Annotated in this window: 17 protein-coding genes; 6 read left to right on the top strand and 11 right to left on the bottom strand. The window is 61.5% G+C overall.

What is annotated here, in order from left to right:
* Positions 1 to 6: 6 nt before the first annotated feature.
* Both BJA_RS17870 and BJA_RS17865 read right to left on the bottom strand, forming a co-directional pair.
* Complete coding sequence (locus tag BJA_RS17870) at positions 7 to 1,806, bottom strand: caspase family protein (RefSeq protein WP_011086389.1); 1,800 nt, start codon at positions 1,804 to 1,806, stop codon at positions 7 to 9.
* A 39-nt stretch (positions 1,807 to 1,845) separates the two neighbouring features.
* Positions 1,846 to 3,567 (bottom strand): hypothetical protein, encoded by a 1,722-nt coding sequence (locus BJA_RS17865; protein WP_011086388.1) that lies wholly within the window; start codon positions 3,565 to 3,567, stop codon positions 1,846 to 1,848.
* A 183-nt stretch (positions 3,568 to 3,750) separates the two neighbouring features.
* Here BJA_RS17865 and BJA_RS17860 point away from each other — a divergent pair, with 183 nt between their 5' ends.
* Positions 3,751 to 4,008 (top strand): hypothetical protein, encoded by a 258-nt coding sequence (locus BJA_RS17860; RefSeq protein ID WP_236842226.1) that lies wholly within the window; start codon positions 3,751 to 3,753, stop codon positions 4,006 to 4,008.
* A gap of 98 nt (positions 4,009 to 4,106) precedes the next feature.
* A complete protein-coding gene (locus tag BJA_RS17855; protein ID WP_038967721.1) occupies positions 4,107 to 5,090 on the top strand; it encodes a DUF4424 domain-containing protein in 984 nt (327 codons plus the stop codon).
* A 9-nt stretch (positions 5,091 to 5,099) separates the two neighbouring features.
* Here BJA_RS17855 and BJA_RS17850 read toward each other — a convergent pair whose 3' ends face one another.
* The 9 genes from BJA_RS17850 to BJA_RS17810 all read right to left on the bottom strand — a co-directional run bounded on the left by BJA_RS17850 (position 5,100) and on the right by BJA_RS17810 (position 18,704).
* Positions 5,100 to 6,908, bottom strand: coding sequence for a serine/threonine-protein kinase (locus tag BJA_RS17850; protein WP_011086385.1), 1,809 nt, complete (start codon positions 6,906 to 6,908; stop codon positions 5,100 to 5,102).
* Positions 6,905 to 7,681 carry a PP2C family protein-serine/threonine phosphatase gene (locus BJA_RS17845; protein WP_011086384.1) on the bottom strand — a complete coding sequence of 259 codons (777 nt, stop codon included), beginning with the start codon at positions 7,679 to 7,681 and terminating at the stop codon, positions 6,905 to 6,907. Before BJA_RS17845 ends, BJA_RS17850 begins: the two co-directional genes overlap by 4 nt.
* A 6-nt stretch (positions 7,682 to 7,687) precedes the next feature.
* Positions 7,688 to 8,389, bottom strand: a complete 702-nt coding sequence (gene tagF / locus BJA_RS17840; RefSeq protein WP_011086383.1) for a type VI secretion system-associated protein TagF — start codon at positions 8,387 to 8,389, stop codon at positions 7,688 to 7,690.
* The gene (tssM, locus tag BJA_RS17835) at positions 8,386 to 11,922 is read right to left on the bottom strand and encodes a type VI secretion system membrane subunit TssM (RefSeq protein WP_011086382.1); all 3,537 of its coding nucleotides are present in this window, start codon (positions 11,920 to 11,922) and stop codon (positions 8,386 to 8,388) included. Before tssM ends, tagF begins: the two co-directional genes overlap by 4 nt.
* A gap of 43 nt (positions 11,923 to 11,965) precedes the next feature.
* On the bottom strand, positions 11,966 to 13,180 hold the full coding sequence (gene tssL / locus BJA_RS17830) for a type VI secretion system protein TssL, long form (protein WP_257784512.1): 1,215 nt from the start codon (positions 13,178 to 13,180) through the stop codon (positions 11,966 to 11,968).
* Positions 13,181 to 13,488: 308 nt separating this feature from the next.
* Positions 13,489 to 14,826: a type VI secretion system baseplate subunit TssK gene (gene tssK, locus BJA_RS17825; protein WP_027548748.1), complete on the bottom strand. Its 1,338-nt coding sequence runs from the start codon at positions 14,824 to 14,826 to the stop codon at positions 13,489 to 13,491.
* Between the two features lie 48 nt (positions 14,827 to 14,874).
* Positions 14,875 to 16,254 (bottom strand): type VI secretion system-associated FHA domain protein TagH, encoded by a 1,380-nt coding sequence (gene tagH / locus BJA_RS17820; protein WP_038967723.1) that lies wholly within the window; start codon positions 16,252 to 16,254, stop codon positions 14,875 to 14,877.
* A 12-nt stretch (positions 16,255 to 16,266) separates the two neighbouring features.
* Positions 16,267 to 16,830, bottom strand: coding sequence for a DUF6931 family protein (locus BJA_RS17815; protein WP_011086378.1), 564 nt, complete (start codon positions 16,828 to 16,830; stop codon positions 16,267 to 16,269).
* 5 nt (positions 16,831 to 16,835) lie between these two features.
* The gene (locus BJA_RS17810; protein WP_011086377.1) at positions 16,836 to 18,704 is read right to left on the bottom strand and encodes a type VI secretion system Vgr family protein; all 1,869 of its coding nucleotides are present in this window, start codon (positions 18,702 to 18,704) and stop codon (positions 16,836 to 16,838) included.
* Between the two features lie 347 nt (positions 18,705 to 19,051).
* On the opposite strand from BJA_RS17810, the gene BJA_RS17805 reads away from it, so the two are divergent.
* From BJA_RS17805 to BJA_RS17790, 4 genes are all read left to right on the top strand, one after another.
* Positions 19,052 to 20,365, top strand: a complete 1,314-nt coding sequence (locus BJA_RS17805; protein ID WP_038967724.1) for an ImpA family type VI secretion system protein — start codon at positions 19,052 to 19,054, stop codon at positions 20,363 to 20,365.
* Positions 20,366 to 20,504: 139 nt separating this feature from the next.
* Positions 20,505 to 21,032 carry a type VI secretion system contractile sheath small subunit gene (gene tssB, locus BJA_RS17800; RefSeq protein WP_063713277.1) on the top strand — a complete coding sequence of 176 codons (528 nt, stop codon included), beginning with the start codon at positions 20,505 to 20,507 and terminating at the stop codon, positions 21,030 to 21,032.
* Positions 21,033 to 21,048: 16 nt separating this feature from the next.
* The gene (gene tssC / locus BJA_RS17795; RefSeq protein WP_038967726.1) at positions 21,049 to 22,551 is read left to right on the top strand and encodes a type VI secretion system contractile sheath large subunit; all 1,503 of its coding nucleotides are present in this window, start codon (positions 21,049 to 21,051) and stop codon (positions 22,549 to 22,551) included.
* Between the two features lie 50 nt (positions 22,552 to 22,601).
* Positions 22,602 to 23,087, top strand: a complete 486-nt coding sequence (locus BJA_RS17790) for an Hcp family type VI secretion system effector (protein WP_011086373.1) — start codon at positions 22,602 to 22,604, stop codon at positions 23,085 to 23,087.
* Positions 23,088 to 23,234 lie beyond the last annotated feature (147 nt).

Here is a 23,234-nt window from a genome sequence, read left to right as displayed (position 1 = left end):
TAAAAGTCAGGGAGCACTGAAGAAGCCGACCGAGGCGATCCGCGCGTCCGCAGGCAAGTACCGCTCGAGGCTCTTGATCACCTGCCCCGAAGCGCGGCGCCGGTTGAGCTGCATCAGGACTGTCTCAAGATCGACCATGCGTTGCTGCGAGGTCACTGCAACGATCTGTTCCGCGCCGAACGGCTCGCCGACCCTGAGCGGTAGGCGCAAACTCGCCGATCGGGCCAGTGCCGCATCGGAACCCACCGGATACAACAATTGGATGGTGCCATCGCCAGACACATTGAACAGCAACACCGCTCTTGACCCCACATCAGACAGATCAACTTCGACAGTCTGGCCAGCACGCTGTTGGCGATCGTCCGGCCAGATGCGCATGATCTGCGGCGACCGGGTCGCAATGCGCTTCAGTTCACGAATTGCCGCTGTCCGGTCAACGACCGTCGGCAGGCTGGCAACGTCGATCCCGTAGGCGACTACGTCGCCCCACGCGATCACGTCGTGCGACACGGGATCCCAGATCAGGTCGGGATTGTCCGTCGGTTGAACAGCCTGCACGGGAACATCCTTTGGCGCCACGCTCGCAAAATAGTTCGTCTTGCCGTCGAGCGCCGCCAGCCGGATTGGCGCAGCGAGACGGAGGGGGGCCGGCGCGTCGCCGGTCGGAAGTTCCTTGGTCGCCGCCGCGGCAAGGGTGGGAATGTTTGGTGCCTTGGCCGTGACAGCCGGCGGCGCGGGCGCTTGTCCCTCGACGGGCGCCCCGGATCCGGCCGGGCCGGAGGCCGCTCTCGCGGCCGGCCCCTGAATCAGCACGACACCGCGCGTCAATTCGAAGGCGATGTCGGTATCCGGCGTCTGAGGCGGCGATGATATGGTCACGATGTTCTGGCGCTGGTCCGAGAGCTGATAGACCACCTGTCGAACATTGCTGAAGAGCTCCTTGAGCGTCACCTTCCCATCGTGATTGATGTCCGCGCTACCCTCCACCGCCCGTGCGACCGCATAGCTGAGAGCCCCGCGCAAGCCATCGATGCCAGGGATGCGGACTTCCGGCGCCTTGGTGTAGCGGTCCACCGCAGCCAGGAACGCCGTGTGGTCAAGATCGAGTTCTGACTTCGGATCGTTGCTGTCCGACACCGGCTTCAGTTCGTCAACCAGCAATGTGTAACGCGGCACCTGCCGGAAGCTCATCTCAGCGGCACGCGGATCGATATCGCGCACCATACCGCCGCCGTGGCAGGTATCAGCCACGAAGATCACCTTCGCTCCGCGAAGCTCGAACTGCCGGATGAAATGGTTGAACTCGCTGCCCAGAACACGTTCAATGGACCCGGTTGGCGTGGTTTCAAAGCCTGGCAGCAGGAACACGTTTTCCATCCCGTCCGGCTCCGAGCCCTTGACGCGCTCCGGCTCCTGGGTTCCATGACCTGCGATCGACAGAAAAATGAGGTCGTTGTTCTTGGTCCGCTCCACCAGTGAACTGATCTCGCGCAAGATGCTTGCCCTGTCGGCCTGTGCGTTAGTGAGTACGACGACGTCGCCAACCCCCATGCTCTTCAAGCTGGTCACGATGTCAGTGGCGTCGGCGACCGCGCCCTTCAATTTCCGCACGTGCTGATAGTCATCGATCCCGATCACGAGCGCGCGCACCGCCGCCCCGTCCGGATTGCTGATCGACAATCCTCCTGTCGCATGCGCGTGCGGGGATATCAGCCCGATCAACGCAGCGAGCCCGATGGTGGCGCATAGCCGCTTGATCCCGCAATCAAGTTCCCTGGGCATCCGCATCGTGATCCACCTCGACATCCTTCCTATCCATTCTGTAGCGCCAGCGACACACCGGGTTCAGCGCCTTTTGCTCGCCGTCTTGCGGCCCGGCTGCGGTTCGGCCTCTTGATAGGCGCTCGCTGAGACTGTCGCCTGGTCATCCGCGAACGCCCGAAAGCGGACCGGAACGTAGCCACGCGAAAGCAGGCTCGCCAACGGGTAGACGTTGCGGCAGACGCGACCGTTGCAGCCACCGGTCGAGGATTCCATCACCTCGGCCTTGCGATCGGGCGTGAACCGCAGGAACAACATCACGTGCGAGCCCGGCTTGTTCAGCGCATCGCCGGGCCTCAGGTCCCAGGGATTTGCCACGGAGGCTGCGATCGCAGGAATAGCGGCAGTCGTGTAGTGGACAGAAAGTCCCCACGCGGCGCTGACGAATGCCGAACAGTCGACGCCAGCCACATCCGGCCTTGGCGCGTTGCGAGTGCACACATTGCCAGCCAGCGCTCCGCTGTCGATCCGCTGCCGGAAGTTCGCGAGCGAACCGTGGCAGCCCCAGCAATAGGGCACACCGCGCACCTCCTGGTTCACTTTGCCCTGCAGATACCACGGCCGCCGAATACGACTGAAGCCGCTGCATTGGCTGTCGGGATCGCTGCCGTAGTTCGACTGCGTCAGCTTCCACTGGATGCCCTCGAATGCAAACGCGGTCTCGATAGCCTGCTGGCGATTGGAAGGTCTCACAGCGGCCGACGCGTCGAATTTGACGCCGGATTGCGGTGCTGGCGCGGCTGCCGTTCGCGACGGCCGCACGTCGATAATGGAAGCGTTGGTCAGCGGCCGGAAGCCGACGCCAACCACTTCAATTCCGTCCGGCTTGGTCCGGAGGAAATAGACATCGCCATCGCCCGAAACCGTGACGAACCGCCGGGTCAGCGGCGTATTTTCCAAAGGAAGCTCATAGATTCCCTCGAGACGGCCGTTCGCAGCATAGCGTGCGACGAACGTGGAGGCGTTCTTTCCCGATGGCGGAACGTCCTCGGCAAGCACATAGAAGCGGTCGCCGTTGTCGATCTCAAGAAACTCCACCGTTCCGAGCTGGTTGCGCACCCGCAGGCTTAGCTGTCCGATCGTCTCGTTGGTGACCATGGTCTGGATCTCGACCCTTACGCTGGCATTGCCCTTGTCCGGAACGATATCGGCGATCACCGAGCCCTTACTTCGAGAAGCCACATATTGCCGGTCGGGCTGCCGCGTCGTCTTGACGATGGCCGCGCGGGTATTCTGGTTGAGCAAGTCGGCCGCGCTGCCGGGCGCCTGCGATCCCATCTGGGCGAAAGCGGAGACGGCGACCTGATCGTCCGCGCTACGGCTCGAGACCTCCTCAAGCTGGATCACGTCACCACCGATTCCGCGCGTGGACTGCCCTGGCGCCGCCTTCAGCGTCCGTACGCCGCCGTCCCAAACCATGATGTCGTCGTTGTGGACCACGAGATCGGTCGGCTGGACGTCTTTCGGCATCTTGAGGACGTCAGGATCTGAGTTCGGCTGTTTCGGGTCAAACTGCAGGATGCGACCGTTGACCTGATCGAGCACAAACAGGTTGCCCTGCCCGTCGGCGCTGAGTGCTTGTGGTCCCGCGAGTTCCACGTCCTCGCTGGCCGGAACGATGCCGACCATGGAAGCAGCCAAACCGCTGGCAAAGCTGCGGACGACAGTATCGTCGGCATGCGCATTGGTTCCGAAAATGCCAGCGCCAACGATGAAGACCCAGATCCAACGATTTGGACGAAGCATGTTCGCCTCAATGTACCCCGAACCGATCGCCGCGTCGGATCGACTAATCCGAGATGCCGTTAATGCTGCGCGTCAATTAGTGGTGCGCAATCTCAATCACGTTCAATTCTATCACTTGACGGTGATAGTCCGAATTCTCTTCAGCTTGCGGTGCAAAACATGGCCCGGAATAGATTTGAGAAGGTGAGCGAAGTTCAGCCCGACGCGATCACGCTGCTCCTGAAACGCGACAATGACGGCGCCTCCGGATCAATCGTGCTGCCGGCCGCCGCGAGCCGGGGACGGCTGACCACCGACCAAATCAGCGCGCAATTGCCGGCGCAGGATGCTTTTCGCGGCGCGATCCGGCTGGCAAACGACGTAAAGCTGGCGCTGGTGGTGTGCGATCCAGACGGGGTCTGGAAGTCCGAGTGGGGCGATCTTTATCAGCCGATCGATTGACCCGCATCGGATGGAACCAGCATATGTTGCGACGCCGCATGGAGACTAGCTTGCCGAACGGAGCCTGCATCCGACCGTCGTTCCGGATACGGGCCTTGATGGTCGCGCTGCTGGTTGCGACGGGCTGGCCGGCACGCGCCAACGACTCGGCTGCGGAATTGTCGATCGGCGGGCTCCAGTTCGTACGCACCAATGACGTGGCCATGGAGAGCGAGAACCTTAGTATCGGGCTCGACAGAATCAGTGTTCGCTACCAATTCGCCAACGTCACTGCCAAGCCGGTCACGCTTACTGTTGCCTTTCCGCTGCCCGACATCGACCTGTCGGAGGCTGAGAACATTGCACTACCTTCAAATGATCCGATCAACTTCGTCGACTTCGAGACCAGGGTCGACGGCAGCCCGGCGCCGCTGACCGTCGATCAGCGCGCCATGGTTGGCAACAGGGATGTCAGTGCCCTGCTCCGCGAACTCAAGCTACCGCTGCTGCCGATTGGTGGCCGCGAGATCCGGCTGAGCGACCTGCCCGCGGCGACTCGGACCCGGCTCGTGGACGACGGACTTATGATGCCTGCCGGAATGAGCGACAACGGTCGCCAGCAGTATGCGCCAGGCTGGGTTATCAAGACCTCGGCTGTGCGCCAGCAGGTGTTTCCGCCCATGCGCACCGTCACGGTCGAACACCAGTACCGGCCGAGCGTCGGCTCCAGTCCTGACACCATCCTGCGCCCGAGCCTACGCCGCAGCAGCGCACTGGGTCAGCAAGTCGCCCGTTACCGGAAAGAATACTGCGTCCAGGATACGTTCCTCGCCGAGCTCGACAAGCGCGCGGGCAGTAACCAGATCAACAGCGCGAACCTGCAGGAGAGGCGCATATCATACGTGCTCAAGACCGGCGCGAATTGGGCCGGGCCGATCCGGTCGTTCAAGCTGACTATCGACCCAGGCGGCAACGACCGCTTGGTGAGCTTCTGTCCTGGGCGGCTCAAGGCATCGTCTGCTACCGGAAATACGCTTGAATATACGGCAAACGACTTCAAGCCGGATGCCGACCTGAAAATCCTGGTGATCGGAACATTCTGAGCGTGCCGGTCAATTGGTGAGCAGCACGTAGCGCGCGGCCGCGATGATGGTCACCTTGTTGCGCTGAGCCTCGCTCAGCGCCTGGAGGAAGAACGTATCGGCAGCTATCGGTCGCGGCTGGCGCAATGAGTCCAGAACCTGCGGAACCGCCACGACCAACAGCAATTGCGGACCGCTCGCGCGCGTTGTCGGGAGCGTAAACGAAAGCGAGTCGATGCCCGGCTTCAGAAGATAAGACAGGCTCTGGACTTCGCCGCGATCCGACACCATGAGGAGCTCGACCACGCGGTTGGCAAAGTTCTCAATGGTCCCATTGAGGGCTTCACCACCCTTCAGCTCTGTCGCTGACAGGGTGATGCGTGGGATTCGCGCCTGATCGCTCCCGACCTGACTCAAGAACTTGACGGCTGGGCATTGCGCCTGGGTCACTTGCCTGACGCCGATCGAAGCCTCGAAACCCTGCTCACGCCGAAACGCTTTGTCGAAGGTGTCGAATGGGGCGGTCGAGGCACCGAACCCTTCGATGACAGCGGCATTTGGGCTCACGGCAATCGGCAAGACAAAGAAGCAGTCACCGCCAGAATATTGGGCCACGTATTTGCGGATGCGCTCAGCTCGCCCCGCCCCATCGAGTGCCGGAGACGGCGTCGCCGTCGGCTGCGCAGACAACTTCTCCGGCTCTTGGCGCCCGGGCTGTGGTCCAGCGGGCTCGACCTTCGGCGGCGCCATTGTTCCGGCGAGTTTTGGAGGTGGCGGCAAGACCGCGGTGCCGGGCGCTGACCAGACCAGCTTGTAGAAGGCATATCCACCACCGCCGACCAGCAGTAACAGAGCCGCCACGCCCGCCCCCAGCCAACGGCCGCGCGGACTCCGCGCGGTCGATGGCATCCTGTCCTGCGGCACCGGCGCCGCGCCTTCCGGCCGCCGCAGCGGATCGAAACCATATAACGGCGCGGCCGGCGTCTGCACCAAACCGGTCGGCTTCCAGCTGGCAACCTCTCCCATGGTCGGGCGCAATGCCGGATCAGGCTGCAGCATCCGCTCCAGCAAAGGCCGGATGCGCATATCCACCGCACCGAGATCGGGAACACGCCGGCGCTTCTCCACCAGTTGAAACTGGCTGCCACCCATGTCGAGCTTCTGTCCGGTCAGCGCGTGAAACAGCACAAGACCGAGGCTGTAGACATCGGATTTCGCGGTCACGTCATTGCCGTACAACCCTACCTGTTCCGGCGATGCGTAGTTGTCCTTGCCAGCGAAGCCCGAGCCAATGATGGTCTTGTCACCCATCTGGGTCGACCGGGCTATGCCGAAGTCGATGATCTTAGCCCGCCTGACGTCGTCGAGCGGAACAATGATGTTGTCCGGAGAAACGTCGCGATGGATGATGCCGTGCTCATGGGCAGCCTCCAGTCCAGATGCGACGCGCAGCATCAGCTTGATCAGCGCCTCGAAAGTCAACGGTCCATCGTCGAGCATGTTCGAGAGCGAGCGGCCATTCACGAACTCCATCGCGAGATACGGTCGCTGCAGCACCGGCTCCACCGTAAACAGGAAGTAGCGAACGATCGCGTCATGCGGAAGATTGTGGAGTGCAGCGGCCTCTCGACGGAACAGCGCGAGCGCCGCCTCGTTATCGACCATGTCGGGCAATAGCATTTTCACGGCAACAGGCGATCCAGTCTGGATCTCTCGGCATTTGTAGACCTCACCCATGCCGCCCGCGCCGATCACCGCTTCGATTTCGTAGATACCGTTGAGACGGGTGCCGGGGGGCACGCCCTGATAGGACGGTCGGAACGGATCGTTCGGGGTCATGGTTGCGGCTCGCGATCAAGCGGAGATCTTGTCGCCTCCTGAGATCGTGGCGTCAGCAGTCGCACGATCACAATCGTTACGTTGTCAAGCCCGCCACGATCAAGAGCCAGCGCGAGCATGTCATCGCAAGCTGCCTGGGCGCGTCGCGTAGCCGCGTGCTGCAGGATCTCGTCGTCCCGCACGTGTCTGGTCAGGCCATCGCTGCAGATCACGAAGACATCCTCCGGCTCGGCCGGGCCTGTTACCACCTCAAATTCCGGATCATCGGCGACACCGACGGCGCGAGTAATGGCATTGCTCAGCCAATCATTCACGTCTTCGCGCGACAGCGCACCTTCGGCGATCAGTTCCTCCAGTTCGCTGTGATCATGCGACACTTGGCTAATTGCGCCGCGACTGATCAAGTAAACCCGGCTATCACCCGCCCATATGCAGGCATAGTAGCTATCGCGAACGAGCAGAACCGCCGCTGTAGTCCCGACGGTGGCACCCTGTCGTTCATGACTAAGCGCCAGTATCTGCCGGTTTGCGCTGAATAGCCGCTCCTCGCATTCCGCCAGCAGGTCTGCGGCTGATTCTGGCGTGCCGATCGCGTCAAGCGACTGCACTACAATGCGACTGGCGAGATCGCCGGCCTCGTGACCACCCATACCGTCGGCGACGGCCCACAGGCCAACGTCGGTTCGTACCAAACATGAATCCTCGTTCCGCTCCCGCACCCTTCCGGCATGGGTAACGCTACCAACATCGAACAAGGATGGGGTATGCACCATCGTACGTCATCCATTCCCGGATGCCGCGAGGCCGGGATCACCGGTCAGCAGCGTAATGTAGTGAAACGGATCTGGTAATCCGCGGCAACTCAGCGCCATTGGCGGAAAGCCTTCCCCTCCGGCGGTCCACCAGAAGCTAGCCGCGGCGTAAACCTGTGGGTTGGCGGCGCAAAGTGCTGCAAACGCCCCCGCGAAGGCGTCGACCGCCGAAGCCCTCCCCATTGCCGCAGTACCAAGCGACGTGATCGGCGGACCGCTGGCGATGGTCTCCTGCAGTCGTGGCACCGCAAGCCGGTCCAGTCCATCGGAGATCTGCTCGAAGGTCGCGGCCCGATCCAGGGTCGAAAGCAGGAACGCCTCCACTTGCCCGAACCATTCGTCCTGCGGATCAATGCTCGGCGGCGGCAGCGAGACGGCCTCGCCGGTCACCGCATGCAGGGTCAAGGGATAGTATCGCCCCACCCCGTCGAGCGAGGGCATAATCGCCCCCGCCACCGTCGTTCCGCAGATTGCGGCACCGAGCCAAAACCGCCAGACCGGCGCGGTCAGAAAGGCCTGCTGCCATCCTGGGCCAAGCTGGTGGCGACTTGCTGACAGCGCAGCCTGTACCCACGGCTCCCAAGCTTCCAGGAAGCTGCGCGGAGTTGCGATCGCGATGAAGTCACGCTTCGCGCCGATTTTGCCGAATAACCCACAACGCATGGTCATATCCCGGTCGGGCAACGAAACTCACGCAGCACTGACAGATTCAGCGGGTTGCGCAACGATCCAGTCGAAATTTGATAGCTGAGCTCGCGCCCGGCGACGATGAAAGTCGCGCTGGCCGTTTCCGCTTTCACCACTAACGAGCCAGCCTCCAGCATCCGAAACAACGACCAGGGACCAATGCGCTCAAGCACGGATGGCGGGCCGGTGTCGTTGCTGACTGAAATTGCAGTTCGCGGCGCGGGGCCCGGCCATAGGACGGTCGTTGGCGAGTTGCTCTGTGGCGGTGGCGGTGGCGTAGGTTGCGGACCGCCGAACAAGGATGAGGTCGCTGGACCAGGTGTGGTTGGGCTTGTAATTGTGGTGCCGCCGATCTCGGTCTTGACGGTCACGCCTGGCCCGGCTGCCCCAGGCGGCCGGATCGCGAACGATACCGCCGGCAAACCGCCGCCGGTCTGGAAGAAGGCGTCGCGGATATAGGCCGCATTTTGGAATTGCTTGAGCGTATCCGGCGAGAACGACCGACCAACGGGGCTCTCCTTTCGCCAAACCCAGTCCGATCGCGACGTGTCGGCATAAGGTGCCAGATACTGGGTGAAGAACTTGTCCATAACACCATTCGGACTGAACAATTTGGCAAAATCCGCCAGCGGGACTTCCTGGCTGCTGCTGCGGATAAACGGGTAGCGGTTGGTCACGGTCTGTTGGCAGACCGGCGTGACCTGATCGCGCAACGTTTGAAGGATTTGCCCGGCGGTTGAAGCCGCAATGCTGCCTTCGAACTCCGCGGCTGCTGCTCGCAGCATGTCGGAGAATGGCGGCGGCATGCGCGAGGCATTGTTGCGGAGCGCTGCGACCTGGGTCTGAAGCGCAGCTGTGGCCTGTGCGGTCAGTTGGGGATTCTCGATGATCAGCGTCAGGTTCTGCGCGATGTCGTTCAGGTTCGCGACGGTCGAGTCGATCGGCCGGCGGGTGCTCTCGCCTTCGAGCGCCGCGTGGTAAGGTTTGAACTGCGCCTCGATCATCGCGCCAGGCGGTCCATCCTGGGCATTCGTGAAGAGTGCTGGCGCCGGTGCGGCGGCGGCTGCCGAAGCGCTCGCCGGCTTCGCCCGTTCCTTGGTTAGCACCGTCTCGTCGCGCACCGATTCCAGAATTTGCCGCATCGGCGAGGTCGGCGCCGAAAGCGCCCGCAGCACCTCATATTTCGGCTTGTCGGCGAGCAGCTTCTTCAGGCGCAGGCTCCCGAGCGCCGTTCGCCAGGTCGTCACGAAATCGTTGGAATAGATGCTGAGCAGATCGCCGGCCAGATTGTCGTACTGCTGGTCGATGGCCGACTGCTGGCCGGCATCCCCTAGAACCCATCGCTCCCGCTTCATCCGCTCAGACAATCCGGACAGCCGGGCAACGAACTTCTGATGGAAGCCATTATACGTGAAGAACTCGGGTACCCGCACGGCGTCCAAAGGCTGCCCCGTCGTGGTTTCGAACACGACACCCATGTCGGGTCCGCCATGGCGGCTGGCGATCCAGTCGCCAGCGGTCGATGCGCGAGCCTCCGATTTCAGAAACTCGTAGGCACGTTGCGACACGCTCAGGCGCGCCAAGGAGCTCTGGGCCTGCTTGATCAACCGGCCGTCGAGTTCGACCAGCGGCTGCTGTTCGGTCTCGAGGTCGAACATTGCCACGAGGTTCTCGTCGAGCAGACGCCGCCCTTCCGCGTTGGTGGCGCCAGGATAGAGGTTGTCCGCCCAGTCACGTTGCATCCAAGAGCGGATCAACTCGCGGTCCGGCGACTGCAGGCCGCCGACCATCAGATAGACCTTGAGCGCCTCGTAGACAAAGGCAGGCTCGTTTATGCGCGCATTGAGCTGCTCCTCCAGGCGATACAGCAGCCGCGGCCGGAACATGCGCTCAAGCGCCGTATGATAGGCCGCCTTCGAGGGCGACAGCAGCCGGGCGTGCTGACTGAGCCCGTAGCGAGCCGACAGAGGCACCGACTCGCCGCGCGATCCGTAGCCTGCCGGGGCGTTTCGCAGCCGGTAGAGTAGCGGCAGCACCTTGTCTAGATCATGATCAGCAATCAGCGTCTGTTTGATAATTGGTGCGCCGGCGGCTGCATACTCGCTATCGGCCTGCAGGCTTTGCTCAATCAAATCGGAGTTCCGCTTGTAGCTCGTCAGCCAGGCTGCGATCAGTCCGATCGAGACCAGGCCGATCAATGACAGGGCCGCGGTTTTCAGGATTAGCGCGCGGCGCACCGCGGCACGGTCGGTCGAGACCCAGTCGGCTTCGCCGATGATGACCTTGGAGATCAGATCGGCGAGGAAAAAGCTCTTGCCCGTGCCCGAATAGGATCCGGAACCGACCTCCTCAGCGCCGAACGTACGTGCCAGCGACCCGATCAATTGGTCGATCGGCGTGCCCTGCTGCGTACCCGAGGTAAAGTAGAAACCGCGCAGGTTCGCGTTCACGTGATAGCGCGTCGGCTCGAAGATCAGGTTGAGGAAATCGTGGATCTGCGGCTTGAGCCGCGCCATCTGTGCCGGAAAGCCGAACAATTGCACGCGGTGCTGGGGCGTCGGCTCGTCCTGCAGACGGTCGAGCGTCTCCTCGCTCAGGCGCTCCAGCAGACGGTCGAACTCGACCGGGATCTGCCCCACCAGATTCTGGGTCTTGTCGGCGGTCTGGAACGTGGCCCCCCAGACCTGGCGGCGGCCGGCATCCCCGAGATAGGCGAAATACTCGGTGAAGCCGGCAACGAGATCAGCTTTGGTAAATAGCGCGTAGACCGGGAAGCTGACCTTGAGCCTCTGATGCAGCTCGAGCAGGCGCATCCTGATGGCATCGGCGTGAAGTGCGAGCTCCTGCTTCGGCAGCGTTAGAATGTCTTCGATACTGATGGCGACAAGGACGCCGTTGATCGGCTGGCGTGATCGACTTTTCTTCAGGATGTCCAGGAACGCCAGCCAGCTGTCCTTGTCGGCCTTGCTATTGGAGTCCTGGGTGGTGTAGCGGCCGGCGGTATCGATCAGCACCGCCTCCTCGGTAAACCACCAATCGCAGTAGCGGGTACCGCCGACCCCCGCGATCGCCGCGGGCGTCGCCCCGCGCGCGAGCGGAAATTTGAGCCCGGAATTGACCAGCGCCGTGGTCTTGCCGGCGCCGGGCGGACCGATGATGACGTACCACGGCAGATCGTAGAGAAAGCCCGATTTGTTGCCGCTGGCGGTCTTCAGCGTCGCGAGCGCATCCTTCATGCGCTCCTTGAGCACCGGTTCATCGCTGACGGGCTGGTCCGCACCAGCGATGCCATCGGCAATCTCCTTGGCACCCTTGCGCCGCTTGAACAGATTGAGGCCAACGATGCCTGCGACGATCGTGGTGAGCAGCAGAATAGCGATCTGCCGGACGATATGGTTCTCCAGCGGCCGCCAATCGCCGAACGCAATGAAGGGACCGGCGAAATAGATCACCGCTCCGAGCGAGCTGAGCCCGACCCCGTAGAGAACGATGCGAAGAACGTCCTTGGCAAGCATCTAACCGTACCTGTCGCAAACCACCTGACCCGGTGGAATCTGCCTATTCGCTGCGTTCGATAAAGATCTCGACGCGCCGGTTCTTGGCGCGTCCCTCGGGTGTCGTGTTGCTGGCGATTGGCGCATCTGCTCCTTTGCCCTCGACGTCGACGCGCGAACCATCGGTCAAGCCAGGCTTCAGTGCCGCAGCAACCGCCTTGGCGCGCTCGACCGACAACTCGAAATTTGTCGGGAAGCGGACTGTGCGGATCGGCGAACTGTCGGTATGGCCGACGACCCGGATCCGTCCCGGCTCCTTGTCGAGGGTTGCTGCGACGCGGAGTGCGATCGGCTTGAAACCGTCGAGGATGGTCGCCTGGCCCGATGCAAACAAGGCCAGATCGCAGACCCTGATCACGATGAAACTGGGGGTCTGGTCCGCGGTCATGGCACAGGCTGTGTTCTCCTTCGCGAGCGCGTTGCGGATGCGTTGCAACTGGGTGATGCGATCCGGTGGCGGCGGAGGCGGAGGTGGCGGCGGTGGTGCAACGACCTGGCGCTTGAGCTCGATCGGGCCGGCCGGATGGAGCGCGAGCGCCACCTCGGCAGCATTCTCTGCCCGGCCAGCGAGGAGCGTCCGCAGGACGAAATAGGACCCGGTCAGCAGCGCGGCGACGACGGCCGCCACGAGCCAGACCGGAACACGCAAACGCTGCCGGCGCCCCGCCAGCGCCTGCCCGCGCCAGTTGGGCGACAGGTCGGTCATCGTCTTCGGCCGGACCCGGCGCAGCAATTCATAGAGGTTACGCTGGATCAGCTGCAGGTTCGCAAGTCCGGCCCCTGACGTCCGGTGAATGCCCTGAAAACCAAGCGCCAAGCAGGCGTGCTGAAGTTCGAGGACCGGATAATTGACCAGTGGATCAATCTTCAAATGGTCGAGGATCTCAAAGAAACGGACGCCGCCGACACGCTCGCCGAAGAAGCGGCTCAGCATCGAGTATTGCGTCCAGACGTGACGCTCCTCGGTCGGGATGTGCTGCACGATATCGTCGGCAGTGGCACACAGGATATATTTCGCTGTGTTGGCCTGGTGCTCGGAAATGCCCGCTGAACGGATGTCCTTCTCAAAGAATTTGATAGCGTCTGCGACCTGCTCCATCAGGCTCGCGAATGACGCGCGCATGAGCGCCACCCGCAACCGACCGAGCAGTTGCAGCAATGGGCCCGCAGCGCGCATCACTGGATTGGCATTTGGCGCGACGAGATCGTCGACGCGCAACGGCGGCCCTGCCGGCAGCATGGGTTGCGGCACCTGGCCTTGCGCGGGTGTCGAGATCCATTCCTCGGTTGGATGGATGGCCGGCGCGGAGGCGTAGTTCGAGCCCTGTGGAACGGGCGAAAAGGATGATGGTGGCGTTGGCGCGCCGGGAGAAGGTACGGGTGACGGCGAATAGGCCGGACGTGCTGCAGGCCCCTCGCCCGGCGGAGGCTGAGAGGTCGGCGCCGGCGGCAACTTCCCGCCGGGGTTGGGACGGATGATCGTCCGTTCGCCCCGACCGAAAGGATTGACCGGCTTGTCCCTGTCGCTCATGGCCTGTCTTCCAGGATAGCCCAAAGGTACAGCTCAAGCTCCGGCCAGTCGCCGGAGAAGTGCATTCCGATCGAGGCCGCCGTGCTGAACTCGGGCCACAGCGGCGACTTGCGGTCGAGATAGAAATAGACGTGATCCGTGATGGCCCGGATATGCGGCGGTGGCGTCGGCAAATGCACCAAGGTCAGGCCCGGCAAGTTTGCGTGCACGATCTCGTTCATCTTGGTGTTCGGCCCGACCTTGAACAGGTGCGGGAAATCGTTCTGGATCTCCACGAGTGGCCGCCGTGCGGCAACCTCCAGCACCAGGGTCGCATTTCGGAATAGCGCTCGATCGCGGATCGGCGATACGAACGCATTCTGCGCGCGCTCGATGATCTCCAGACGGATCGCCCGCCGGCCCAGCCGCGCGCTCAAGAAGTCCTGGATGTCGCTCACCAATGGTGTGAAGACGTTCTCGAGATCGTCATGATCGTACGCCGGATAGTTGCGCGCCCGCCGTTCCGCCGTGGAAAAAGTCGCAAGTTCACCCGCGAACCTCAGCAATTCCTCGTACAGGCGCTCGGGGTGCACGCTGCCGGAGCGTTGGAAATGAGTCAGCACGGGAATGGTACGGTTCAGCACTTGCAGGACCAAATAGTCGACGCTCTGCAACCCACCGCCGGATGACGGATCGACCGCGTAACGCGCCAGCTCGTCGAGTTTGGTCTCAACCCAGCCGATGATGCGGTTGAGCCAACCATCGATGATCGGATGCGCGGCGCAGACCAGCATCGGCGGCACGAACTTGTCGTCGAACAGGATGTTCTTGTCGCGCACTTCCAGAATGCGCGCGATGCCGAGGCCCATGTATCCGGGCTTGCTGGTCTTGCGCAGTTCGAACGACAAGCGCGGATAAGCGATGTCGATCTCTTCCTCGATGCGTAGCGCCGAGGTCGAGTCAATGAAGGTTTCCGAAGTACGAACATAACGACTGGCGCTGTCGGTGCGGTCCTCGTCGACCTCGCGGGTGTTTGGTGCCGCGACAGGCATCATCAGCCAGACGATCTGGCCTGCGGCCGTCTCCGGCACATCGATCGCTTCGGGAATTGGGCTGTCCGCAGGGATATCGAACGGCGTACCGTCCGGCATAACGCCGGACGCATTGCGCACCGCGAACTTGCTTTGTTCGGTAAGATCCTTATCGATCTCCAGCTGGGCAAAGCCCCAGGGGTATGGTGTCGTGTAGCGAACGCGCTTTTCCAGCAAGTGTTCGATGTAGCGGTCGTTCTGCTGCAGATGATGCGGCCGCAGAAACAGACCTTCCGACCAGAAAACCTTGCTGTACCAAGACATTCCTACATCCACTTAGAAAATGTCGGCGACCGCATGGTCGCCGACAGCTTACTTTGAACCGGGCTTGTCGCCGCGGTCGTAATAGTCCGAGAAGTGCAACATAAAGATTTCGATCGGCGCGCTGTTATCGCGGCCAAGATGCGCCTTCCAGCGCGTCAAGAACTCGTCCCAGAGTTTGCCCTTGTTCGTGCCGAGCCAGGAGCTTGCGCCACGCTGAAGCTCGAGCTCGCGCGCCATCAGCGTCGGATCTATGTCCGCAATCAGCTCATGGACAGCGTGCTGCATCGCCATGTAGGTCTTCAACTGATGTGATTTGAGATCACTGAAGCCCTGTGCAAAGGCGCGCTGTGCGTCGAGGTAGCTACGCGTCGGCGGCCCAAAGAGAATGCGCATCGCCTCTTCCGCGGTCGGCGAGAATTTCAGCGGATTATTTTCGAGGGCTTGGACGGTGGTCTGGCTGGTGCTGCGGGTCAGCTGTTTGGCTTGGGTTCGCGCTTGCAGCAGCGCCATGAGATTATCCACGGTCATACGCAAGATGATGCCAAGCTGTTCGGCGAGTTCGGCGTCGGACTTGTTGGCAAAAAAATTGTCCGGCAATCCAGCAGCGCGCGCCACCAGTCGCGCGAACTCGGTACCGCCGACTGGCTTGGCCGTGACAGGCCCCTCGCCCGCTGCTTGCGTTTTGCGCGGCGTCGCAACCTCTTGGTGTGATAGCGATGCCGGCGGCTGTGCACCGGCTGGTTCATCATCGATCCACACCGACGGCCGGCGTGGGGTCGGCTTGACTGGGGGGCGCTCGACTTGCGGTTTCGGCGCGGTGACCGGACCCGCTGCCCAGTTCATGTCGTCGTCCTGCACGGACGGTTGGTACGGAGACGTCGGCGATGACGGTCGAAATGGGTCTACACCCGGCGCCGGGACGCTCGCCGCCCAATCCAGGAACCCCGGATTAACGGGCCGCGCAGCCTCGCGTGGCTTCTTCAACAGGTGCGGATCGATCGGCGGCGGAACGTCACGATCGGCCGTCCAAAGCTCTCCGTAATCGGCATGCTGCTGGACCGAGGGGTCGTGCAGTTGCGCCTCATGGTTTGGGCTGCGCCCGCCAGCCTCATCCTCCAGCGAAACTCCGATGATGTAGTGACCAATCGTCAGTCGGTCGCCGTCGCGCAAGCGGTGCGGCCCCCGCATGCGCTGGTCGGCACCATTGAGAAAGGTGCCGTTGGTTGAGACGTCGTGCAGCCAATAGCCGCCGTCGCGAAAGTGCACTTCGCAGTGCTTTCCGGAAATCGTCCGCGCCGGATCCGGCAGCGTCCAGTCGAGGTGACGATCCCGGCCAATATCGACCGAGCGCCTGCCGGTGACCGTAAACGACACAGGTCCGCCGTCCGGAAGGTTCGGTTCGTTCTCGATATTAAAGCGAAGCACCATCACATCGTCTCGTTAGCGCGGAGGGCGCGGTTCGCCGCGTGCCAATTGAATACCATCCTCCAGGCATGACGTCATTATCTGGTCCCGGGAGTCACGGGGGAGCCGGCAGAGGCCAATCAGCAGCGCTGCACGCACCGCCCGTGCGGCCTGATCTGGCTTGGCTTCCACGGGCGCAAATTCCGGGGGAACCACGCTTCCGCCGGACCAGCCGGCCGCCAGCGCCAGCCATGTCGCTGGCTGCTCAGGATCGTTGGCATTGCCGACGGCCAGCGCCTTGTTCCGGGACTGCTCGTCCGGTTGCCGGACCCAGGTCTCCACAACATTCAGCGACCTGCTGTCGTAGGCGTCGAAATGGTCGAACATCCGTCGCAGAGAGCGGCATCCCCAGGCGATCGCCACGCGCCTGGGAAGCAGATAGGCGCAGTAAGATACGGCCTGGTACCAGTTGCGGGCATCGGCGGCCTCCTGAAGGAAATCCAGCGAAGGCTTGTCGGCATCGGCTTTGCCGACATCATAACGCGCCAAGGGATAGGCTTGAAACAGATCCCGTACCGTGCCGAACCGAACCTGCCCCATGACCGTCAGCCGACAAGAGTTGGAGTGCCGTGCGCGACCAGCGGACCGCCGGCGGCAAGCGCCATGCCGGCCTGCGCTGTCATGGCGATCGTCGGCGCGTTGATGACGATGCCCGCCGGGCTCAGGATAATCTGGCTGGGACCAACCTGTAGGGTGATATTGGCATTGGCCGTGAGCGTGATGCTGATGCCCGCTTTGACAGACTGGTCCATGGCCAGCGTGATGTGCTGACCGCCCAATTCGATATCGAGCTTATCATTGCCTTTCTTGAGCGTGGTTTTGCGGGTGTCGCCGCCGAATGCAGCTTCGCCGATGGTCCGTGTCTCGGTGTCGCGGACCGTCACGTCGTGGTCCTTCTCAGCATGCACCGTGATCTTCTCGGATCCCTTCTTGTCCTCGAAGTTCCACTCGTTGAAGCCGCCACCACCTTTGGTGGAGTCGGACTTCAATCCTGCAACCGTCTTCTTCGACGGCAAATCATAGGGCAGCTTGTATTCGTCGTTGTACACGGTGCCGATCACCAGGGGCCGGTCCGGATCCCCCTCCAGGAATTCGACAACCACTTCCTGTCCGACGCGCGGGATGATCTGGCCGCCCCAGCGCTTGCCAGACCAAACCTGAGCCACGCGCAACCGGCACGACCGCTTCTTCTTCCGATCCCAGAAAAAGCGGACATAGATTTCGCCCAGCGATTCAACGTCGATTTCCTCGTTCGAATTATCGTCTTTGGTCACCACCTTGGCCGTTTGGATGCCGTTAATCCTTGGCTTCGGCGTCATCATCAGCGCTCGAAACGGCCGATCGCTTGGCAGAAACTCATAGCTACCGAAATAGACATGTTGCCCGGCGTCGCCGGGACCGCCAGTGCGGTAAGATTCGAGCGAGAACGAGTGCGTGGCTCGCACCACGAGATATTCCACGTTCTGCGAGTCCTTGGAGTGCTTTTCGAGCTTCGTCAGCCCACCGGGGAACAGGTTGACCGCGTCACCATTGCCGCGACGCCGCCGGTCCATCGCCTGCTCCGCCTGGAGCTGGATCTTCGCGTAGCGCTCGCCGTCGGACTTTTCCTTGAACTTCCCGGGATAGTCGTAATACTCCATCTCCGACCGAGTGTAATGCTCGGAGCCCTTGGCATCGCTGATCAACTGAGCGTTTGGCTTCTGGTAGTTGTAGTCGTTGAGTTCGATCTTGCCGGTGCGAAACCGGCGCTCCGACACCCATTCATAGATGTGCTGCTCGCCTCGACGATCGGCACCCGTCAGCGGGATGTAGGGAATCGTAGCAAGACCTTTGATCGGGCTGTGCGACGATTTGGAGTCCGCCAACACCAGCGTGTGTTTGCCGCCCTCATGCTTGAAGAAGTAGGAGATGCCGTGCTGCTCCATCAGCCGGCACACGAAATTCATGTCGGTCTCGCGGTACTGAACGCAATATTCGAGCTTCGGACAGGAACCCTCTTCGGTCAGTTTGGATTCATAGTCGGTGAAGCCACGTTCGTTGAATACTTCCTTGATGATGTCGGGCGCCTTCTTGTCCTGAAAGATCCGGCAATCAGTTGTCCGCGACAACAGCCATAACCAGGGCCTCAGAACGATCCGGTAGCTGAAATAGTCGTTCTTCACCCCGAGCCATTGGGCCTCCGTCAGAATGCCACTGAACTCGCGCTCCTTTTCATGCAGCTTTATGGTCAGCGTACACTGCTGACCGATGGCACGATCGAAGTCGAGGTCGGCATCCTCACTGAGACACTCGATGCGATACTCGAACAGTTCGCTGAGACCTTCCGAGCCTTCGAACCCGGCAAAAACCAGAACGTCCTTGCCAAGAGGCGTCTTGAGTTCGCAGAGGCGGGTATCCTGAGTAAGCTGGCCCATGTGGGCTTAAACTCCCTCCTTCGATCGAATGACCCGCTGCGAAGAGCTGATCAGACGCTATGCAAGAACCACGGAAATCCTGCCCGCCCCCGGCAGTGCCGGCAGGTCCGCCCCAGGGCTGGTCCGGACGTTTCACAACAGCGGTCCAAGGAACCGCCCCGGTCATCAAGTAGTCGGCTCCAAGAGCTTGCCGGTTCACGCGAAAATGGCATGATCTTCGGGAATGAACCAACACCAGCAGGCATCTGACCCATGGATATAGACTCGGATCATGGATCCCCCCGCGATCCGGCAGTCGCCACGGGCTCGGCAGCGGGGCCGTGACCGAGCAGATGGACGATCGTTGTATGCTTGATGTCGCCTCCCTGACGCACCCCGTTGCCGCTGACGATCCCTGCGGGCCGGATCTCGACGCCATCGGAGACATCCAGTATCTGAACTTCTTCGCAGGTGCGGAATCGCTGCTGCCGATGTCGTTCTTCGAGGTCGTCAATGCCAACGGAGAGCGTGGACGCTTCGATCCAAAGGCAGTCGATTTTGCCGGCCAATTCGCCGCCGCGCAGCCCCTCCTGGAGCGTACCCGCGATCTGCGCCTAAACCTGCTGCTGGCCAAGTTTTCAATCCTCAACCGCGATCTCGACGGCTTTCTCTGCTGCCTGAAGGCGACCAACTTCCTGCTGCGCGAGCAGTGGGAAGCGGTGCATCCGAAGGGCGAGGACGGCGACTACGCCCTTCGCGCCGTCACGGTCGAGGCAATCGACGTGTTCCCGACCGTGATCAACCCGCTCCAGTTCCTTCCCCTGATCGAGAACCGCAGACACGGCAACCTCAACTACCGTGCTTATCAGGTCGCCATGGGCGAAATTCCCGCCGGCGACGCCGACGCCGACGGACCTGATCTGGCGGCCATCGAGCGCATCGTCAGCGAGACGGATCTCGACACTCTCAAGGCAACCAGCGCGCGGTGCTCCGCGGTCGCGGCTGAAATCGCGGGTATCAAACAAACCTGGCACGAGAAGTTGAACGCGGGGCAACCGATCAGCCTCGACAGGCTCTCCGGCCTGGTTAACGGCATGGCTGCCTGGCTTGCGGGTCTTGTCGCGTTGCGCGATCCGGCCGCGATCGCTGCAACCGCGGAAGATGTCGGTCCTGTCGATACACAGGCGCCGTCAGACACGAGCGGGGTGGTGACTTCATCCGCACAGGCATCTGCAGCGCTTGCAGCGGCGGCCGACTATTTTGCCCGAATGGAACCATCCAACCCGGCACTGTTGCTGGTGCGTCAAGCGCAGGAGATGGTGGGCAAGTCATTCATTGAAGTTATGCGGATGCTGGTGCCTGCGCACGTGGAGAGCGCTGCGATCAACATCGGGCGCGACAAGGTCTTCGACCTGCCGATCGAACGGATGGCGGAACTCGCTACCTCGCTCTCATCGACGGCAGAGAGCAGCGCTCAAGATATTGTATTTTCAATAGAAAACAGGGCGCAGGCCTTAGGCCTGCTGACGAAGGTGGCGTCGTTTTTCCGAACCGCGGAGCCGTCCAGCCCCATCCCCTTTTTGGTCGATCGCGCGCGCGACCTCGCGCAACGAGATTTTCTCAGCCTTTTGAATGATGTTCTTCCTGAGGGAGCCCTTAAAACAATCGACAGATCGCATTGAACCCAGCTTTCGCTCGAGGGCACTAATTGGACACAAGGATGTTTGCCGACCGCAGCAACTTGAAGCGCCCTAGCCAATCTGCGTCGCGCAAATTCGATGTCTTTTTCGATGTCTAATGCGATTTCGTAGTGAGGGAACCATGGCTACAGACAGCGGTCAAAAATTCATTCGGCGAAACCGCGCACCACGCGTGCACATCACATACGAAGATCCTTACGACGCCGAGCGGCTGATCGAACTGCCGTTCGTCATGGGCGTCCTCTCCGACCTCTCCGGCAATAACCCTGGCGTCGAGAAGACGAAGGTCGAGGAGCGCAAGTTCCTCGAGTTCGACATGGACAATTTCGACAACCGCATGGCGGCAATCCAGCCCGGCGTGACGGCGCGTGTCGCCAATCGCCTCAGCGATGGATCCGACGAAAAGATCTCGGTCAACCTGCGCTTCAACAAGATGGCAGACTTCACGCCGGTGGCCGTCGCCCGCCAGGTGCCGGCTGCTGCCAAGCTGCTCGAGGCGCGCGAACAACTCGCCAACCTGCTGCGCTACATGGATGGCAAGGTGGCCGCCGAGGACCAGCTCAAAAAACTTCTCGCCGATCCTCAACTGATGGCGGCGCTTCGGGAACGCGCGACAAGCCAGTCGACCGAACCTGGCACCGAGAGCTAAGGAAGGAATGGGGACCATGGCAAAAGAAGCTGTTCACAAAGAGAGCACCACCCAGGTCAAGACCGTCGAAGCTGACGAGTTTGCCACTCTGTTGAAGCAAAGCTTCAAACCCCGCACAGAACGCGCAGCGACCGAAGTCGAAAACGCGGTATCCACGCTCGTTCAAGAGGCGTTGAAGGACACGAGCGTCATCAAGTCGGACGTCCTCGACACCATCGAGGAGATGATCGCGCGGATCGACCAGAAGCTGACCGCGCAAATGAACGAAATTCTTCACACACCTGAGTTCCAGTCAATCGAAAGTGCTTGGCGCGGCCTCCACTACCTCGTCTTCAATTCCGAGACCGACGCCAACCTCAAGATCCGGGTGATGAACGTCTCCAAGAACGAGTTGTATCGGAATCTGCGGCTTTACCCCGATGCGCGCTGGGACCAGAGTCCCCTGTTCAAGCAGATCTACGAGTATGAATTCGGCCAGCTGGGCGGCGAACCGTTTGGCTGCCTGATCGGCGACTACTATTTCAGCCACCTCCCAACCGACGTACAGTTGCTCCGCGATCTCAGCAAGATCGCCGGCGCCGCGCACGCTCCCTTCTTCAGCGGCGCCGAGCCGACGCTGATGGGAATGGACTCTTGGACCGAGCTGTCCAACCCTCGCGACATCGGTAAGGTGTTCGACACGCCGGAGTATGCCGCATGGAAGGGGCTGCGCGATCAGGACGACTCGCGCTATCTCGGCCTGTGCATGCCCCGCGCGCTCGGCCGCCTCCCCTACGGCGCGAAATCGGAGCCCGTGGAAGAGTTCGCCTTCGAAGAGGAGACGGACGGACACACCGGCGATAAATACGGCTGGATCAACGCCGCCTACGCAATGGCGGTCAACATCAACCGCGCCTTCAAGGAATTTGGCTGGTGCACGCGGATCCGCGGCGTGCAGTCCGGTGGCGAAGTCATCAACCTGCCGACGCACACATTCCCGACCGATGACGGCGGCGTCGACCTGAAATGCCCGACCGAGATCGCCATCAGTGATCGCCGCGAGCACGAACTTGCAAAGGCGGGCCTCATCCCGCTGATCCATCGCAAGAACACCGACAAGGCCGCCTTCATCGGCGCCCAGTCACTCTACAAGCCGAAGAAGTACTTCGGCGAAAAGGGCGTGGATGCCACCGCGTCCGACAACTTGTCGTCACGACTACCTTACATGTTCGCAGTGTCCCGCTTTGCCCACTATCTGAAGTGCATGGTTCGCGACAAGATCGGATCCATGAAGGAGAAGGATGAGCTGACGATCTGGCTGCAAACCTGGATCAACGAATACGTTGATGCCAACCCAGCCCTCTCGTCAGAAGCTCAGAAAGCGCGCAAGCCACTGGCCGCTGCGAAGGTTGAAGTCATCGCAAACGAGGAGAATCCGGGATATTACAACGCGCGCTTCTTTCTTCGTCCACACTTTCAGTTGGAGGCGATGGACGTCGGCCTCAGCCTGGTTTCACGCCTACCCGGCCCCGCTTCCTGATGCCGCAACATCGCAACCGTAACCACGCAGAAATTTGAGAGGACTACGCTATGGCTGTCGACATCTTCTTGAAACTCGATCCGATCAAGGGCGAGTCGCTGGACGACAAGCACAAGGACGAAATCGATATTTTGAGCTGGTCTTTCGGCGAAAGCCAGTCAGGCACTTTCCACAGCGGTTCGGGCGGCGGCGCCGGCAAGGTCAGCGTCCAGGATCTCCACTTTACGCACTTCGTCGACAAGGCCACGCCGGAGCTTTTCAAGGTCTGCGCGAACGGCAAGCACATTGACACGGCGATCCTCACGGTCCGCAAGGCGGGCGAAAATCCGCTGGAGTATCTCAAGATCGAGATGAAGCACATTCTAGTCACCAGCGTATCGACGGGCGGATCGCACGGTGAAGATCGCCTCACCGAAAACGTGAGTCTGAACTTCGCGAAGGTCAAGATGACCTACAAGACCCAGACAGAAAAAGGCGGCGCTGGAGCTGCGCCGGTGTTTGGCTGGGACGTTCCCGCCAACAAGGAATGGGCCTGATTGTCGGCCCTACCTGGCGCCGGTTGCGATAAGCGCGAACCGGCGCCAGGCGACGCGATTGCGGTCGCAAGTCTCGACTTGACCGGTTGCGGGCCCGACCGCCTGCTGAGGCGACATCATCCCGGAGACCAGCTATTGCTCCGCGAA

It is taken from the genome of Bradyrhizobium diazoefficiens USDA 110 (assembly GCF_000011365.1).
Lineage (GTDB): Bacteria > Pseudomonadota > Alphaproteobacteria > Rhizobiales > Xanthobacteraceae > Bradyrhizobium > Bradyrhizobium diazoefficiens.
Note: the sequence above shows the minus strand (reverse complement) of the source record. Positions and strands in the feature narration are given on the sequence as shown.